This window comes from Kribbella polygonati (assembly GCF_050320105.1).
GTDB lineage: Bacteria > Actinomycetota > Actinomycetes > Propionibacteriales > Kribbellaceae > Kribbella.
The window spans coordinates 616,702-631,019 of the sequence record NZ_CP190129.1 but is presented as its reverse complement, the minus strand read 5'-3'; the positions used below and the strand labels follow the sequence as shown (position 1 = coordinate 631,019).

Genomic DNA, 14,318 nt, shown 5'->3' with positions numbered 1-14,318 from the left:
AATGGCTTCGTGGCTGCTCCGCGCCCAGTGGTCGCATCGTGACGAGTCCGTCGAGCACCGCGCACTCCGCGTCGGCCGCACGCTGACGGCGGTCGCCGTCGCGTTCCCCGACGTCCACAACTGGACCCAGGACGAGCGCTGGGGGTACCACGTCCTCGAGGCGGACGGGTCGACCCCGCTCCAGGAGATGGTCGAGGCCACCACGAAGGTGCTGGCGAACGGCACGAGTACGACCCGGCTGCACCTGCAGAGCACGGGTGAGCTGCCGTGGCTGTTCGACCTGTCCATGGGCGGCACGATGACCACCATCTCCGACCAGCTCACGCTGCACTGGAGCGACGAGGACGCACTGCTGCAGTCGGAGCGGTTCGCCCAGATCCTCCGCGCGGTCGTCACGATCTGGGAACCGCAGTGGGCGAGCATCGCCGACACCGAACTGGCCGCCGCGGCCGGCGTCTTCCGGCGCGGGATCCCGATGATGGGCTGGCTGACCTACATCCGTGGGCTGGTCGCCGGCGCCCCCGGCATCGACATCTCGCTCACACCGTACGAACGCGGCACTCTCCTGCAGGCGCCCGTCTCCCCCACGGATCTGACGCCTGTCCACATCTGCGCCGCCGCGGCGTTGGTCGGTATCGTGCCCGAGGAGTAGTCACTCCGGACCGCCCGGCTGCAGGCGTGCCAGGGCGCGCGTCAGGTCGCCGAGTGTCGTGTTCAGCTGAGTCAGCACCGCGCTGTCGACCGGCACCTGACGGTTGTCCAGGCCGAGATTGGCGGCGAACCTGGTGTGCGCGTCCGGCGGCGCCTGGCTGAGATACGTGTCGAGGGCCTCCTGGAGGAGCGGACTGGGCACCGACTCGGGTCTCTCCCGCCACTTCGTCAGCGTCCGGGGCGAGATGCCTAGTCGCTCGGCGAACGCTTCGTTCGTCAGCCGCAGCGCCGTCCGCAGGGCGTGGGCGTGCCGGCCCGTCCACTCGTCGATGATCGTCATCCGTCCAGCTCCTTGCAGGTCGATTACTCCGTGCAATGAGAATATGGCGATTCGGTGACCGTCGGTGGGCCGAATTTGTGCGCTGTGGATACCGGTCGAGTTCCTGGTGCGGGCAGCCGACCGCGCGTTGACTTGGGCCATGGACGAGACCAGCGGACGAACCGCGACGCTGCAGCGCACCGCCCCGCGGCGTCATCTACGCATCACGAACCGCTCCGGCCCGCGCTGCTTTCAGCTGTTCCGGCACGAGGACGTGTCCGGAGTGAGCGGTACGGGCGTGGTCGCGGAGGGCGTGCTGTGGAGCGACGGGACCGTCGCGTTGCGCTGGGGCGGCAGCTACCCGACCACGACGGTCTGGCAGGACGGGATCGACGCGCTGCTCACCGTCCACGGCCACAACGGCCGGACCACGATCCGCTGGCTGGACGAGTAGCCATGCGTATCGATCGCCGGCCCGGCGGGCACACCCTGCTAACCCGCCCGGCCGGCCTACTCGGTGAAGAACTGCTCCCGGTAGGACTTGTGGTGTTCCGCTTCGGAGCCGGTCCGCTCGGCTCCGATCACCTCGGCCTTGGCCGGTCCGGTCTCGTGCCGGTCGTCCTGGTCGTCGGTGCCGGAGCGGCGCACGACCGGGCGCTGGTGCGACTCCGCCGCCGGGATTGTCCGGCTCTCCGTGGCGCCGTTCGGCTCTGCCTCGGTCCGAGCCGCCCCGGTCAGTTCTTCGACCGCCGTGCTGAAGGCGAGTTCGGCACGGGTCGGCCGCGGGCGTTCGATCTCCTCGGCGGTGGCACGCCGCCCGGGGAGGTCGTTCGCCGCGGCCGACAGTTCCGCCAACGTGTCGAGCAGCCCGAGCGCGGTCTCGACCTCGCCCGGATGGTTCACCAACCACCACACGGCAGCCGACCCGGGCGTGGCGAAGACGTCGTCCTTCAGATAGGCGCGCTTGTCCTGTTCCATCCGCCGCTCGATGAGCGTGGTCTGCTCCCGACGATGCAGCGCCGCAAGGTGCTGCAGGTGCTTCTGATCCGAATCGGGCAACCGCAACCGTACTTCGGTCGCCCAGCTCCGGACCTGCCCCTTCTCGTCCAACGCCGGCTCACCGAGTAGCGCCGCCAGCCGATGCTGGTTCAGCGACTCCTCGGTCACCTGCTGCCGCGCCGCCAACGACCGCGCCCGTTCCAGCAACGCATCCACCGCCACCGCCCCCAGATCGGCATGCCGCGACCCCGACAACACCGTCGACCACTGCACCACAGCCGAGAAACTGAACTGGAAGTCCGGCGACGCCGACGGCAACCGAACATCCGCCACCGTCCGCGACGGCGGCCCGGAGAACACCGGATCCGGATCCGGCAACACCACCGACGGCGCCGCCGGCTTGGCCACCACCGGCTTCGGTTCCTCCGGCTGCTTCCACACCACGGCCAGCAACACCAACATCACGACGATCAACACCACAGCAGCCCACGCCGGCAACCCCACGACGAGCGAAACGACGTACAACACGACCACAATCCCAGCCGCGACCAGGAGCGAGTTCCGATGAAGCTTCATACGAGCCGTTCCTTCACCGCAGGCGAGTCCACCAAAAGTTTCACACGCCTAACGCCGCGTAGCCGCCACGCGCGTGTCGGGTTAGCCGGTGAGGGAGCGGAGGGCTTGGCGGGAGGGGGTTAGGAGGACTGGTTTGTAGGGGCAGCGTTGGTCGGTGAGGGTTTCGTAGGCCTTGATGGCTCGGGTGGCGGCGTCCCAGCCCTGTTCGGCGGGGGTGCGGCCGAGGCCTCGGTTGCGGACCAGGGCGCCGTAGAAGGCTGAGCAGAAGACGGTGGCTTCGTACCAGCCGATGACGTTGCTGGTGCCGATGTAGGTGATGTCGTCCTGGATGCAGTCGCGGATGGCGCGTTGCCACTTGCCGATGCCGGTCTTGCAGCCGTCGGCGATGACGACGCCGCTCGCGATGCCCCACTGGTGGTCGAGGAACCAGTCGGCCAGGGACTTCAGCGAGACCTGGGTCTCGCCGTCGGTGGAGAGGAAGGACGGCTCCTCGCTGTGATCACCGTGCGCCATCACGTGGAGGACCGTCGAGGGGGTGGTGAGGGCTGAGAAGGCGGTCTCGTGGTCCCGGGTCCGGACAAAGTTCACGTCGAGGTACGGGCGGTCCCAGCCGGCGTTGATGTTGCCGGTGATGCCCTGCACGAAGCTCATCGACGCGTCGAACGAACTGTCCAGACCAAGGTCCACCAGAGTGATCAGCCGGTTCTTCATAAGCCCACCCCTCCAACGCTTTTCAGCAAATCCTCACGACCCGCAGAACCCATCATGAACCACACCTCCGACAGTTCGCGCGGGGGTGGCACGGGGGTGAGACGGCCGTACGCCGTACGGCCGGAAACCGTGGGTGCGGACCGTGATCGGCCTAGGGTGGCGGGGCAGCGTACGCCGAAGGAGGACACGGATGAGCCAGGTGCCGACAGTCACACTGAGTCACGGAACCACGATGCCGCGGATCGGTCTCGGGACGTCGCCGATGAACGACGCGGACGCCGAACGGGCGGTACGGACGGCGCTCGAGCTCGGGTACCGGCTCGTCGACACGGCCGAGAACTACCGCAACGAGGTGGGTGTCGGACTGGCGCTGAACGACGTACCGCGGGGTGAGCTGTTCGTGACGTCGAAGTTCAACAAGCGGGGGCACAGCGTGGACGGCGCGCGGCAGGCGTTCGAGGCCAGTGCGGAGAGGCTCGGTGTCGAGTATCTGGATCTGCTGCTGATCCATTGGCCGAATCCGGCGCAGGATCGGTACGTCGAGGCGTGGCAGGGGCTGATCGCGTTGCGTGCGGCGGGGCTGGTGCGGGCGATCGGTACGTCGAACTTCAAGCCTGCGCATCTGCAGCGGCTGATCGACGAGACCGGGGTGGCGCCGGAGGTGAACCAGGTGCAGCTCAGCCCGGTGTGGGCGAAGGCGGCCGAACGCGAGTTCCACCGCGAGCACGGGATCGTCACGGAGGCCTGGAGCCCGCTCGGAAAGGGGACGGAGCTGCTCCAGCACCCGGTTGTGCAGGAGATCGCGCAGGCGCACGGGCGGACGGCGGGGCAGGTCGTGTTGCGGTGGGAGACGCAGCAGGACGTGGTGCCGATCCCGAAGTCCGCTAACGCCGACAGACTCGCCGAGAACCTCGCAGCGTTCGACTTCGACCTGAGCAAGCCGGAACTGGACGCCCTGGCAGCACTGGACGGCACGGCAAAGCCTGCCGCTGACTCGGATAGATCAGGCCACTAAACGCACCGCGGCCCCCGGGGGAAGTGGGAAGTCCCGGGGGCCGTAGTGCTTTCAGTTGGGGTCAGCTGCAGCCGGAGGTGCTGCCGCAGCCTTCGCAGACGTAGCAGGAGCCACTGGGGCGCATCTTGGTGCCGCAGGTGAAGCAGAGCGGGGCGTCGACCGAGGTGCCGGTGATCAGCTCCAGCATCTCCGCGGTCGTGTGGGCCTCGCCCCTGACCGGCTTGGCGGCGACCGCGTCGGCCGGCTTCTCGACCGGGTCGGCGGCGTCCGCCACCGGCTCGACCGTCTTCAGCGACTCGGCCTCGGACACCTCGACCGGGACCGGCTCGTACGAACCGGTGTCGAGCTGCCGGGACCGCTCGTCGGCCGAGTAGATGCCCAGCGCGGCCCGGTCGTCGAACGGCAGGTAGTCCAGCGCCAGCCGGCGGAAGATGTAGTCCATGATCGACTGCGCCATCCGGACGTCCGGGTCGTCGGTCAGACCGGCCGGCTCGAACTTCAGGTTGGTGAACTTCTGGACGTAGGTCTCCAGCGGTACGCCGTGCTGCAGGGCGATCGAGATCGCGATCGAGAACGCGTCCATCACACCGGCGAGCGTCGAACCCTGCTTGCCCATCTTCAGGAAGACCTCGCCCAGACCGTCGTCCGGGTAGGAGCCGGCGGTCATGTAGCCCTCGGCGCCACCGACGGTGAACGACGTGGTCCGCGACGGCCGCGACTTCGGCAGGCGCTTGCGGGTCGGCCGGTACTCGATGATCTTCTCGACGATCTTCTCGGCCACGGCCGCCTCGGCCGCGACTGCCTCCGACGACGACTCTTTCTTCGCCTTCGCGTCGGCCAGCGGCTGGCCGACCTTGCAGTTGTCGCGGTACACCGCGAGCGCCTTCAGGCCGAGCTTCCAGCCCTGGAAGTAGACGTCGGCGATCTCCTCGACCGTCGCGGTCTCCGGCAGGTTCACGGTCTTCGAGATCGCGCCGGACAGGAACGGCTGCGCGGCCGCCATCATCCGGACGTGGCCCATCGGCTTGATGGCCCGCTCACCCATCGCGGTGTCGAAGATCTCGTAGTGCTCCGGCTTCAGGCCGGGGGCGTCGACGACGTGGCCGTTCTCCGAGATGTACTCGACGATCGCCTCGATCGTCTCCTCGGTGTAGCCGTACTGGCGCAGCGCCCGCGGGACCGTGGTGTTGACGATCTGCATCGAGCCGCCGCCGACCAGCTTCTTGAACTTGACCAGCGAGAAGTCCGGCTCGATGCCGGTGGTGTCGCAGTCCATCATGAAGCCGATGGTGCCGGTCGGCGCGAGCACCGAGGCCTGCGCGTTCCGCCAGCCGTTCTTGGCGCCGATCTTCAGTACGCCGTCCCACGCCGCGGTGGCGTGCTGCTGGACGTCCTTGTCGATCTCGTGGATGGTGCGGATCGCGTCGTTCGCCGCGGCGTGCTTGCGCATCACCCGGGTGTGCGCGTCCTTGTTCCGCTCGAAGCCGTCGTACGCGCCGACGATGCCGGCCAGCTCCGCGGACCGCTTGTACGACGTACCGGTCATCAGCGAGGTGATAGCGCCCGCCAGTGCGCGACCACCGTCGGAGTCGTACGCGTGCCCGGTCGCCATCAGCAGCGCGCCGAGGTTCGCGTACCCGATGCCGAGCTGCCGGTACGCGCGGGTGGTGACGCCGATCGCCTCGGTCGGGAAGTCCGCGAAGCAGATCGAGATGTCCATCGCGGTGATGATCAGCTCGACCGCCTGGACGAACTTCTGCGAGTCGAAGAGGTCGTCGTCGCGGAGGAACTTCATCAGGTTCAGCGAGGCCAGGTTGCAGGACGAGTTGTCCAGGTGCATGTACTCCGAGCACGGGTTGGACGCGGTGATCCGGCCCGTCTCCGGGGTGGTGTGCCAGTCGTTGATCGTGTCGTCGTACTGCAGGCCCGGGTCGGCGCAGGCCCACGCCGCGTGGGAGATCTTGTCGAACAGCTCACGGGCGTCGACGGTCTCGATGATCGAGTTGTCCATCCGCGCCCGCAGCCCGAACTCGCCCTTCTCCTCGACCGCGCGCATGAACTCGTCGGAGACCCGCACCGAGTTGTTCGCGTTCTGGTACTGCACCGAGGTGATGTCGCGACCGCCGAGGTCCATGTCGAAGCCCGCGTCCCGCAGGACCCGGATCTTCTCCTCCTCGCGCATCTTGGTGTCGACGAACTCCTCGATGTCGGGGTGGTCGACGTCCAGCACGACCATCTTCGCGGCCCGCCGGGTGGCGCCGCCGGACTTGATCGTGCCGGCCGACGCGTCCGCGCCGCGCATGAAGCTGACCGGGCCGGACGCGGTGCCGCCGGAGGACTGGAGCAGTTCCTTCGAGGAGCGGATCCGGGACAGGTTCAGGCCGGCGCCGGAGCCGCCCTTGAAGATCAGGCCCTCTTCCTTGTACCAGTTCAGGATCGACTCCATCGAGTCGTCCACGGCGAGGATGAAGCAGGCCGACACCTGCTGCGGCGAGGACGTGCCGACGTTGAACCAGACCGGCGAGTTGAAGCTGAAGTACTGGTGCAGCAGCAGCCAGGTGATCTCCTGCTCGAACACCTCCGCGTCCTGCGGCGAGGTGAAGTAGCCGTGGTCCTCGCCGGCCTTGCGGTAGGTCTTCACGACCCGGTCGAGGAGCTGCTTGAGGCTCCACTCGCGGTTGTCGTGGCTGACCGCGCCGCGGAAGTACTTCGTGGTGACGATCGTGGAGGCGTTCACGCTCCAGAAGTCGGGGAACTCCACCCCGCGCTGCTCGAAGACCGTCTCACCGGTCTTCCAGTTCTGCTGCACGACGTCGCGACGCTCCCACGTCACCTCGTCGTACGGGTGGATGCCCTCGGTGCTGAAGACGCGCTCGATGGTGAGTCCCGTGGGCGCGTTCTTCCGCCCGCGGAACCCGGCCGCCGACCGCTTGGTCGGCCCCGAGTGGCCGGTCACCGTCTCTGTCATGGTTGCTCCTCGCCCTGTGTCTGCTACCGCGGTCTGTCGGGACCGCCCCGTTGGTGTTGCTGGGTTACTACCTGGAACTTCCGTTCCCCCGGTTTATGTCTGTTGAGCCGGCTGTGGCGGCTCGGTGCCTTGCGGCTCCTTCTCGGCCCGCAGCAGCGCGATCTCGGTCTCGAAGTCGTCGGCCGACTCGAACTGCCGGTAGACGCTCGCGAACCGCAGGTACGCGACCTCGTCCAGCTCCCGCAGCGGCCCGAGGATCGCGAGTCCGACCTCGTGCGCGGGAACCTCCGGCGAGCCGCCGCCCTTGAGCGCGTCCTCGACCTTCTGGCCGAGCCGTGCGAGCTGGTCGGCGTTCACCGGCCGGCCCTTGCACGCCTTGCCGACCCCGTTGATGACCTTCTCGCGACTGAACGGCTCGGTCGCGCCGGAGCGCTTCACGACCGTCAGCTGCATCTGCTCGACGGTGGTGAAGCGCTTCTCGCAGACCGGGCACTGCCGCCGGCGGCGGATCGCTCCGCCGTCCTCGGCCACCCTGCTGTCGACCACCCGGGAGTCGGCGTGCCGGCAATACGGACAGTGCACGACGAATCACTTCCTCCCGTGGGCCATCCTGGGGATGGCATGTGGACAACCTGTGTAGAACCTGTGTGCAACTAACCACTACCTGTGGAAAATTACACCCGTGTAACCACTACATCTAGGGATCCTAGATCCCTGCTCCGACAGTTTGCAAGCACGCCCCGATTGCCCGCGCGTGTCCTCTGTTCCAACACTCGCGCGACCCCGTGTACTCCCGCGTGGCGCCACCACACTGACCCTTCCGAGGCGCAAACTACGGCCTCTCCAGAACCTCCTCGCGGACCTTCACAGCCGGTGTCCGCAAGGTCACCGCGGCCAGTACGGCGGCTGCCGCCGCGATCACCGCGGCACCGACCACGGCGGCCGAGTAACCGTCCGTCAACGCGGCCACGTCGGTCAGCAGGTCGGCCCCGTTCGCGGCCGCGACCGCCGTCATCGCGGCCAGCCCCAACGCCGAGCCGATCTGGTAGCTCGTGTTCACCAGACCCGACGCGAGCCCGCCCTCCTCCGGCCGCGCCGACGACAGCGCGATTCCGAGGCTCGGGATGAACGCCAGCGACATCCCGCCCGCCGCGAGCAGCGATCCCGGCAGTACGTCGACCCAGAACGAGCCGGTCGGCCGGATCAGGGACAGTACGGCGAGGCCTGCCGTGAGGACCGCCATACCGCCTGCCAGCGTCCGCTTCGGGCCGGCCTTGGCGATCACCCGCGGCACGACGACGATCATGCCCAGCATCGTCAGCGTGGTCATCGGCAGCAGCGCCGAGCCGCTCGGGAACGCGCCGAGGCCGAGGACCTGCTGCAGGTACAGGTTCAGGAAGAACCACATCGGGATCCACGCGGCGCCGAGCAGGAACTGCGCCAGGTTGGCCGCCGCGAGGTTCGGCGTACGGAGGATCCCAAGCCGCATCAACGGCTCCCGCCGCTTGGCCTGCACCGCCACGAACGCCACCAGCAGTACGACGGCCAGCGCGCCGACCAGCACCGTCGACGCCGCGCCCGCCTCGGGGGCACGCACGATCGCGTACACGCCCGCGGCGAGCCCGATCGTCACGGTCAGCGCACCGAACAGGTCGACCGATCCGGACCGCGCCTCGGCCCGCGGCATCAGCGCCGGCGTGGCGGCCAGCGCGACGAGCGCGATCGGGATGTTCAGGTAGAACACCCACGGCCACGACAGGTACTCGGTGATCACGCCGCCGAGGAACACGCCCGCGGTGCCTCCGGCCGGCGCGGCCGCGCCGTACAGGGCGATCGCCTTCGTCAACTCCCCGGGTTCGACCCGAAGAGCATCATCAGCAGGGTCAGCGCGGACGGCGCGATCAGCGCGGCGCCGACGCCCTGGACCGCCCGGCCGGCGAGCTCGGAACCGACACCGGTGGCGAGGCCCGCGACCAGCGAGCCGACGAGCAGTACGCCCCACCCCGCCGCGAACACGCGCCGCGCTCCGAGCAGGTCGGACAGCCGGCCGCCGAGCAACAGCAGTCCCCCGAACGCGACGACATACGCGTTGAACACCCACGACAGGTTGCCCGGCGCGAAGCCGAGCTCGCCCTGCATCTTCGGCAGCGCGACGCCGACGATCGACGTGTCCATGATCACCATGAACTGCGCCGCGGCGATGACGGCCAGCGCCCACCACCGCCGCGACGCCTTGGTCTCACTCATTTCGAACTCCTTACCGGTATGGGGTATCGGCGGATACCATAGGGGGGTATCCACGGAAACACAAGACCGGTCCGTGGGCGGTAGGGTTCAGCGGGAACCCGGGAGGATGTGGTGAGCGTGGCAGAACCGGCCGCTGAGCATGCGCAGCACGGTTACATCGGCGACAAGGACGCGTACCTGCGGCGGCTGAAGCGGATCGAGGGGCAGGCCCGCGGACTGCAGCGGATGGTCGAGGACGAGAAGTACTGCATCGACATCCTCACGCAGGTCTCGGCGATGACGAAGGCCCTCGAATCGGTCGCGCTCGGCCTGCTCGAGGACCACCTGGCGCACTGCGTCGTGGACGCCGCGGCAGCCGGCGGCGCCGAGGCCGACGCGAAGATCAAGGAGGCGTCCGCCGCGATCGCCCGGCTGGTGCGTTCGTGACCACCCGGAAGCCGGTGGTGCTGGACGTCGACACCGGCCTGGACGACGCGTGCGCGCTGCTGCTCGCGGCCCGGCATCCCGAGCTCGACCTGAAGGCGGTCACCTGCGCCGGCGGGAACGTCGGGATCGACGACGTCGTCCGCAACACGCTCACGGTGCTCGACGCCGCGGGCCGTCCGGACGTACCGGTCGCCCGCGGTGCCGCCGTACCGCTGATCCAGCCGGTGCGCCCGGCCCGGCACGTGCACGGCGAGGACGGGCTCGGGGACCTCGACTGGCCGCGGTCGACCCGGCCGACCGATCCGCGGCACGCGGTCGAGCTGCTGCGCGACGTACTGCGGGACGCGGCGGCGACGGGTGAGCTCGTCACGCTGATCCCGCTCGCGCCGATGACCAACATCGCGCTGCTGCTGCGCACGTACCCGGAGGCCGCGGCCGGGCTGCGGGAGATCGTCTTCATGGGCGGCTCGGCCGGCATCGGGAACGCGACGGCGTCCGCGGAGTTCAACGTCTGGAGCGATCCGGAGGCCGCCGCGATCGTGCTGACGGCGGCGAACGACCTCGGGATCGCGGTCACCATGTACGGGCTGGACGTGTTCTACGACGTCGTCGTCACGCTCGACCAGGCGCGCAAGCTGACCGGCTCGCCGTCGGCGGAGCTGGCCTGCAAGCTGATCGAGAAGCGCGGCGAGCGGTACCAGTCGGACGGCGGAAGTATCGGCGACGGCGGCGCGGTGTGCGCGGTGATCGACCCGTCCGGCCTGACCACCGAGCGCCATCCGGTTCGCGTCGAACTGTCCGGCGGCTGGTCGCGCGGGCGGACGATCGTCGACACCCGGACCGCCTCCGACCAGGCGAACGACGTCCAGGGCCCGGCGCCGGTGATCCAGGTCGCGACGGCGGTCGACGCCGAGCGGTACGCCGAACTCTGGCTGACGACCGTCAGGTAAGCAGCCGCGCGCGAACGCCGTACAGGAAGAGATCGAGGCCCTCCCCGAAGAGGTCGTCGGTCAGGTCCGCGACGACCGCCGCGAGCGACCAGCGCGCGGTGACCTCGAAGACGTGCCGAGCATCCGGTTCCGGTACGCCGATCCGCACCAGGGCCTGGATCTGCGCGCGGACGAGTTCGGCGCGCGAGCCTTCACCGCGGTCCCGGTCCGGCGTGGCCTTCGCCTGGATCAGGCCGGCCAGCCCGGGATGGTCGGCGTAGAACGCACGCAGCTCGAGCGAGCCGGAGCGGGTCAGCTCGATCCACTCGTCGACGGTCCGGAGTTCGTCGTACGCCGTGGTGTCCGCGGTGAAGTGGTCGAACGCGTTCCGGGCGACCAGGTCGAGGAGCTCCGACTTGTTGCCGACGTGGTGGTAGAGCGACGGCGCGCGGACGTGCAGGCGGTCGGCGACCGCACGCATCGTCAGGCCGTCCACGCCGGACGCCCGGATCACGGTCAGGGCGGCGTCGGCGATCGCAGCGACCGTGATGCCGGCTGCCGCATGCGACGAGGGGTCACGATTACTCATGGAATCTCGTTGTCCGTCGGGGTACTGTCTAACGAGATTAGACAATACCTCCGAGGATGGCACCGTGACCGGATTCCGACCCGCGTATCCCCTGCTGACCGAACGGCTGGAGCTGCGGCCGCACCGGAGGGACGACCTGGACGACCTGTTCGCGTTCCACTCGCGGCCGGAGGTCGTGCGGTACACGCCGTGGCCGGTACGGGATCGCGAGGAGACCCGGGTGGCGCTCGAGCGGAAGCTGCCGCAGGGTGAGCTGACCGAGGCCGGGCAATGGCTCGTGCTGGCGATCGAGCTGCGCGAGGCCGGGACCGTGATCGGCGAGGTGCTGCTGAAGTGGGCCAGCGAGGCGGATCAGCAGGGTGAGATCGGGTTCGCGCTGCACACCGACTACCAGGGCAAGGGCCTCGCGGCGGAGGCCGCGCGGGAGATGCTGCGGGTCGGCTTCGAGGAGCTCGGACTACATCGGATTGTGGCGGTGCTCGACGACCGGAACACGGCGTCGGCCCAGTTGCTCGAACGACTCGGGATGCGGCGCGAGGCGCATCACCTGCAGGCCTTGCGGTTCAAGGGTGAGTGGGCGAACGAGTACGTCTACGCGTTGCTCGCGGACGAGTGGCGCGCCGGGCTCAGCCCGCGACCGGGATCTGCAGCGTCTGACCGGGGGTGATGTCGGCGGGGGTGGCGAGCTTGTTCAGGTTCGCGATCCTCTCGACGACGATCGTCGGGTCCTGGCCGGGGTTGGTGGATTCGGCGATCGACCAGAGGGTCTGACCGGGCGCCACCTGGACCGGGACGGTGTGAGTGAAGTGCGGGCCGGGCTCGAGGACGCCGGCGACCCGGAGGCCGAGGACCAGCACCGCGGCGCCGAAGACCAGCACGGAGACCGCCGTCAGCAGCATCCGCCCACGGCGGGTGAGGCGGAGGGTGGCCGGCTCGACGTGCACCCGGCGGCCCACCGATTCACCGGCGCAGCCGCGCACGGGCATCCGATCGGTGGTCGCGCCCTCGATCCGGCGCCGGACCGGCGCGACCTGGCGTTGCGTCGGGACGAGCTTGAGGTGTGGCTCGGCCTTCGTCGAGCGGCGCGGGGCCAGGGCGTCGGCCGCAACGGCTGCTGTGCTCATCAGTCCTCCATACCTCGGTTGGTGCACGTTCTCGCGGTGTGGTTCCTGTCTATCGGCCGCCTCCGACAGTTTCTGAAGAGCGACCAGTTCGACCGGCCCGAACACCTGTTCGATCGAACGTCTGTACGAATGATTAACCGACAGCCGCCCGTCGCGCAACCACTTCCAACCAGGACACGCCCAGAAAATTCCTGACGCCGAAGCTGCCCGCGTACGCCCTATAACCCGACACCCGAACAAACTTGCGAACCGACACGCCTTCGAACAGATGTTTGAAGAATCTCAAGATTCGGTCTACGGTCATCTCAGTCGAGCAAGCTTTCGGCCGGTGCGGGTTCGCCGGCCCGACCCGAGGAGCAATCAGCGTGGACAAGGCAGCGGGCAAGTCGTCCGGCAAGCCGGCCAAGGACGCCGACCGGACCGTCGCCGAGCTTCCCGACGGGCCGGCCGACGCGACCGGACTGACCCCGCGGCAGCGCCGCGTGCTGGACGTGATCCGGGACTCGGTGGACAGCCGCGGCTACCCGCCCTCGATGCGCGAGATCGGCGAGCGCGTCGGGCTGACCAGTTCCTCCTCGGTGTCGCACCAGCTCCGGGTGCTGGAGCAGAAGGGCCTGCTCCGCCGCGACCCGAACCGTCCGCGCGCGATCGAGGTCCGCTACCCCGGCGAGGTGGACGCGGCGGCCCGCCGGTCGGCCCTCGGCCCGGTGCGGCAGACGGCGTACGACGAGACCGGGGCCGGCGACGCGCACCCGGACGCGGCGTACGTGCCGGTGGTCGGCCGGATCGCCGCCGGTGGACCGATCCTTGCCGAGCAGGAGATCGAGGAGGTCTTCCCGTTGCCCAAGGCAATGGTCGGCGAGGGCACGCTGTTCATGCTGAAGGTCAAGGGCGAGTCGATGATCGAGGCGGCCATCTGCGACGGCGACTGGGTCGTCGTCCGGCAGCAGCCGACCGCGGAGAACGGCGACATCGTGGCCGCGATGATCGACGGCGAGGCGACCGTGAAGACGTTCAAGAAGACCAAGAACGAGATCTGGCTGCTGCCGCACAACCCGGCCTTCGAGCCGATCGACGGCAAGGACGCGACCATTCTCGGAAAGGTCGTAACAGTTCTGCGCCGAGTCTGACATATCGGACGGCGAGCGAAGTCGGGCGTGACGTGTCAGCATTGAGTCATGACGACTGTCTATGACTTCAGCGCGCGGCGGATCGAAGGCAATGAACAGTCTCTTGCCGATTTCCGCGACCAGGTGCTGCTGGTGGTCAACGTGGCATCGCAGTGCGCCCAGACCCCGCAGTACACCGGCCTGCAGAAGCTCTACCGGACCTACCGCCGGCAGGGCTTCGCAGTGCTGGGCTTCCCCTGTGACCAGTTCGGCCACCAGGAGCCCGGCGACGAGAACGAGATCGCCAACTTCTGCTCGACGATCTACCACGTGACGTTCCCGATGTTCGCCAAGATCGACGTGAACGGGTCGAAGACGATCCCGTTGTACAACTGGCTGAAGCGGGAGCAGGGCGGCCTGCTCGGCGGCCGGATCAAGTGGAACTTCACCAAGTTCCTGGTCGGCCGCGACGGCGGTGTGATCGCCCGCTACGCGCCCACCCACACGCCCGAGAAGCTGGCCGACAAGATCGAGTCCGCGCTCGCCGTTCCGGCACCGTCGCCGAAAACGAACGACTGACATTCCGCTGCATTCCTGCGACAGTTGAACAGCAATTGTCGCAGCGACGCGCGCAATTCGCCGCATTCCGAACAAT

17 protein-coding genes are annotated in these 14,318 nt (G+C 68.6%); 8 read left to right on the top strand and 9 right to left on the bottom strand.

Going from position 1 to position 14,318, the window contains the following annotated elements; translation table 11 throughout:
* Window position 1: 1 nt before the first annotated feature.
* Window positions 2-652: a hypothetical protein gene (locus ACQHIV_RS02975; protein ID WP_427891391.1), complete on the top strand. Its 651-nt coding sequence runs from the start codon at window positions 2-4 to the stop codon at window positions 650-652.
* Here ACQHIV_RS02975 and ACQHIV_RS02970 read toward each other — a convergent pair whose 3' ends face one another.
* Window positions 653-991 carry a helix-turn-helix domain-containing protein gene (locus tag ACQHIV_RS02970; RefSeq protein WP_427891389.1) on the bottom strand — a complete coding sequence of 113 codons (339 nt, stop codon included), beginning with the start codon at window positions 989-991 and terminating at the stop codon, window positions 653-655.
* Between the two features lie 139 nt (window positions 992-1,130).
* Here ACQHIV_RS02970 and ACQHIV_RS02965 point away from each other — a divergent pair, with 139 nt between their 5' ends.
* On the top strand, window positions 1,131-1,424 hold the full coding sequence (locus ACQHIV_RS02965; RefSeq protein ID WP_427891387.1) for a hypothetical protein: 294 nt from the start codon (window positions 1,131-1,133) through the stop codon (window positions 1,422-1,424).
* Between the two features lie 56 nt (window positions 1,425-1,480).
* Here the strand turns inward: ACQHIV_RS02965 and ACQHIV_RS02960 are convergent, their stop codons facing one another.
* Window positions 1,481-2,545: a hypothetical protein gene (locus ACQHIV_RS02960; RefSeq protein WP_427891385.1), complete on the bottom strand. Its 1,065-nt coding sequence runs from the start codon at window positions 2,543-2,545 to the stop codon at window positions 1,481-1,483.
* Between the two features lie 81 nt (window positions 2,546-2,626).
* Window positions 2,627-3,256, bottom strand: a complete 630-nt coding sequence (locus ACQHIV_RS02955) for a hypothetical protein (protein ID WP_427891383.1) — start codon at window positions 3,254-3,256, stop codon at window positions 2,627-2,629.
* A gap of 190 nt (window positions 3,257-3,446) precedes the next feature.
* On the opposite strand from ACQHIV_RS02955, the gene ACQHIV_RS02950 reads away from it, so the two are divergent.
* The gene (locus ACQHIV_RS02950; RefSeq protein ID WP_427891381.1) at window positions 3,447-4,271 is read left to right on the top strand and encodes an aldo/keto reductase; all 825 of its coding nucleotides are present in this window, start codon (window positions 3,447-3,449) and stop codon (window positions 4,269-4,271) included.
* Window positions 4,272-4,332: 61 nt separating this feature from the next.
* On the opposite strand, the gene ACQHIV_RS02945 is transcribed toward ACQHIV_RS02950, so the two are convergent.
* The 4 genes from ACQHIV_RS02945 to ACQHIV_RS02930 form a co-directional block, all read right to left on the bottom strand.
* Window positions 4,333-7,239, bottom strand: a complete 2,907-nt coding sequence (locus tag ACQHIV_RS02945) for a vitamin B12-dependent ribonucleotide reductase (protein ID WP_427891379.1) — start codon at window positions 7,237-7,239, stop codon at window positions 4,333-4,335.
* Window positions 7,240-7,332: 93 nt separating this feature from the next.
* Entirely contained in the window at window positions 7,333-7,821 is a 489-nt protein-coding gene (gene nrdR, locus ACQHIV_RS02940; RefSeq protein WP_209694268.1) for a transcriptional regulator NrdR, read from the bottom strand.
* A 250-nt stretch (window positions 7,822-8,071) separates the two neighbouring features.
* Window positions 8,072-9,085, bottom strand: a complete 1,014-nt coding sequence (locus tag ACQHIV_RS02935) for an MFS transporter (protein WP_427891377.1) — start codon at window positions 9,083-9,085, stop codon at window positions 8,072-8,074.
* Entirely contained in the window at window positions 9,082-9,486 is a 405-nt protein-coding gene (locus ACQHIV_RS02930) for an MFS transporter (RefSeq protein ID WP_427891375.1), read from the bottom strand. Before ACQHIV_RS02930 ends, ACQHIV_RS02935 begins: the two co-directional genes overlap by 4 nt.
* 111 nt (window positions 9,487-9,597) lie before the next feature.
* Here ACQHIV_RS02930 and ACQHIV_RS02925 point away from each other — a divergent pair, with 111 nt between their 5' ends.
* Both ACQHIV_RS02925 and ACQHIV_RS02920 read left to right on the top strand, forming a co-directional pair.
* The gene (locus tag ACQHIV_RS02925; protein ID WP_427891373.1) at window positions 9,598-9,912 is read left to right on the top strand and encodes a metal-sensitive transcriptional regulator; all 315 of its coding nucleotides are present in this window, start codon (window positions 9,598-9,600) and stop codon (window positions 9,910-9,912) included.
* Window positions 9,909-10,862: a nucleoside hydrolase gene (locus ACQHIV_RS02920; RefSeq protein ID WP_427891371.1), complete on the top strand. Its 954-nt coding sequence runs from the start codon at window positions 9,909-9,911 to the stop codon at window positions 10,860-10,862. Before ACQHIV_RS02925 ends, ACQHIV_RS02920 begins: the two co-directional genes overlap by 4 nt.
* On the opposite strand, the gene ACQHIV_RS02915 is transcribed toward ACQHIV_RS02920, so the two are convergent.
* Window positions 10,855-11,430, bottom strand: coding sequence for a TetR/AcrR family transcriptional regulator (locus ACQHIV_RS02915; protein WP_427891369.1), 576 nt, complete (start codon window positions 11,428-11,430; stop codon window positions 10,855-10,857). The two genes, ACQHIV_RS02920 and ACQHIV_RS02915, sit on opposite strands and share 8 nt — an antisense overlap.
* 64 nt (window positions 11,431-11,494) lie before the next feature.
* Here ACQHIV_RS02915 and ACQHIV_RS02910 point away from each other — a divergent pair, with 64 nt between their 5' ends.
* Window positions 11,495-12,097 carry a GNAT family N-acetyltransferase gene (locus ACQHIV_RS02910; protein WP_427891367.1) on the top strand — a complete coding sequence of 201 codons (603 nt, stop codon included), beginning with the start codon at window positions 11,495-11,497 and terminating at the stop codon, window positions 12,095-12,097.
* On the opposite strand, the gene ACQHIV_RS02905 is transcribed toward ACQHIV_RS02910, so the two are convergent.
* The gene (locus ACQHIV_RS02905; RefSeq protein WP_427891365.1) at window positions 12,057-12,554 is read right to left on the bottom strand and encodes a LysM peptidoglycan-binding domain-containing protein; all 498 of its coding nucleotides are present in this window, start codon (window positions 12,552-12,554) and stop codon (window positions 12,057-12,059) included. The genes ACQHIV_RS02910 and ACQHIV_RS02905 overlap by 41 nt on opposite strands.
* A 365-nt stretch (window positions 12,555-12,919) precedes the next feature.
* Here ACQHIV_RS02905 and lexA point away from each other — a divergent pair, with 365 nt between their 5' ends.
* Window positions 12,920-13,684 carry a transcriptional repressor LexA gene (gene lexA / locus ACQHIV_RS02900; protein WP_380202694.1) on the top strand — a complete coding sequence of 255 codons (765 nt, stop codon included), beginning with the start codon at window positions 12,920-12,922 and terminating at the stop codon, window positions 13,682-13,684.
* A 48-nt stretch (window positions 13,685-13,732) separates the two neighbouring features.
* Window positions 13,733-14,242 carry a glutathione peroxidase gene (locus ACQHIV_RS02895; RefSeq protein WP_427891363.1) on the top strand — a complete coding sequence of 170 codons (510 nt, stop codon included), beginning with the start codon at window positions 13,733-13,735 and terminating at the stop codon, window positions 14,240-14,242.
* The last annotated feature ends 76 nt before the right edge of the window (window positions 14,243-14,318 follow it).

What these genes read in the sequence shown, in the direction of transcription:
- ACQHIV_RS02975 (WP_427891391.1), top strand. Translation starts at nt 2, where the DNA reads ATGGCTTCGTGGCTGCTCCGCGCCCAGTGGTCGCATCGTGACGAGTCC.
- ACQHIV_RS02970 (WP_427891389.1), bottom strand. Translation starts at nt 991, where the DNA reads ATGACGATCATCGACGAGTGGACGGGCCGGCACGCCCACGCCCTGCGG.
- ACQHIV_RS02965 (WP_427891387.1), top strand. Translation starts at nt 1,131, where the DNA reads ATGGACGAGACCAGCGGACGAACCGCGACGCTGCAGCGCACCGCCCCG.
- ACQHIV_RS02960 (WP_427891385.1), bottom strand. Translation starts at nt 2,545, where the DNA reads ATGAAGCTTCATCGGAACTCGCTCCTGGTCGCGGCTGGGATTGTGGTC.
- ACQHIV_RS02955 (WP_427891383.1), bottom strand. Translation starts at nt 3,256, where the DNA reads ATGAAGAACCGGCTGATCACTCTGGTGGACCTTGGTCTGGACAGTTCG.
- ACQHIV_RS02950 (WP_427891381.1), top strand. Translation starts at nt 3,447, where the DNA reads ATGAGCCAGGTGCCGACAGTCACACTGAGTCACGGAACCACGATGCCG.
- ACQHIV_RS02945 (WP_427891379.1), bottom strand. Translation starts at nt 7,239, where the DNA reads ATGACAGAGACGGTGACCGGCCACTCGGGGCCGACCAAGCGGTCGGCG.
- ACQHIV_RS02930 (WP_427891375.1), bottom strand. Translation starts at nt 9,486, where the DNA reads ATGAGTGAGACCAAGGCGTCGCGGCGGTGGTGGGCGCTGGCCGTCATC.
- ACQHIV_RS02915 (WP_427891369.1), bottom strand. Translation starts at nt 11,430, where the DNA reads ATGAGTAATCGTGACCCCTCGTCGCATGCGGCAGCCGGCATCACGGTC.
- ACQHIV_RS02905 (WP_427891365.1), bottom strand. Translation starts at nt 12,554, where the DNA reads ATGAGCACAGCAGCCGTTGCGGCCGACGCCCTGGCCCCGCGCCGCTCG.
- ACQHIV_RS02895 (WP_427891363.1), top strand. Translation starts at nt 13,733, where the DNA reads ATGACGACTGTCTATGACTTCAGCGCGCGGCGGATCGAAGGCAATGAA.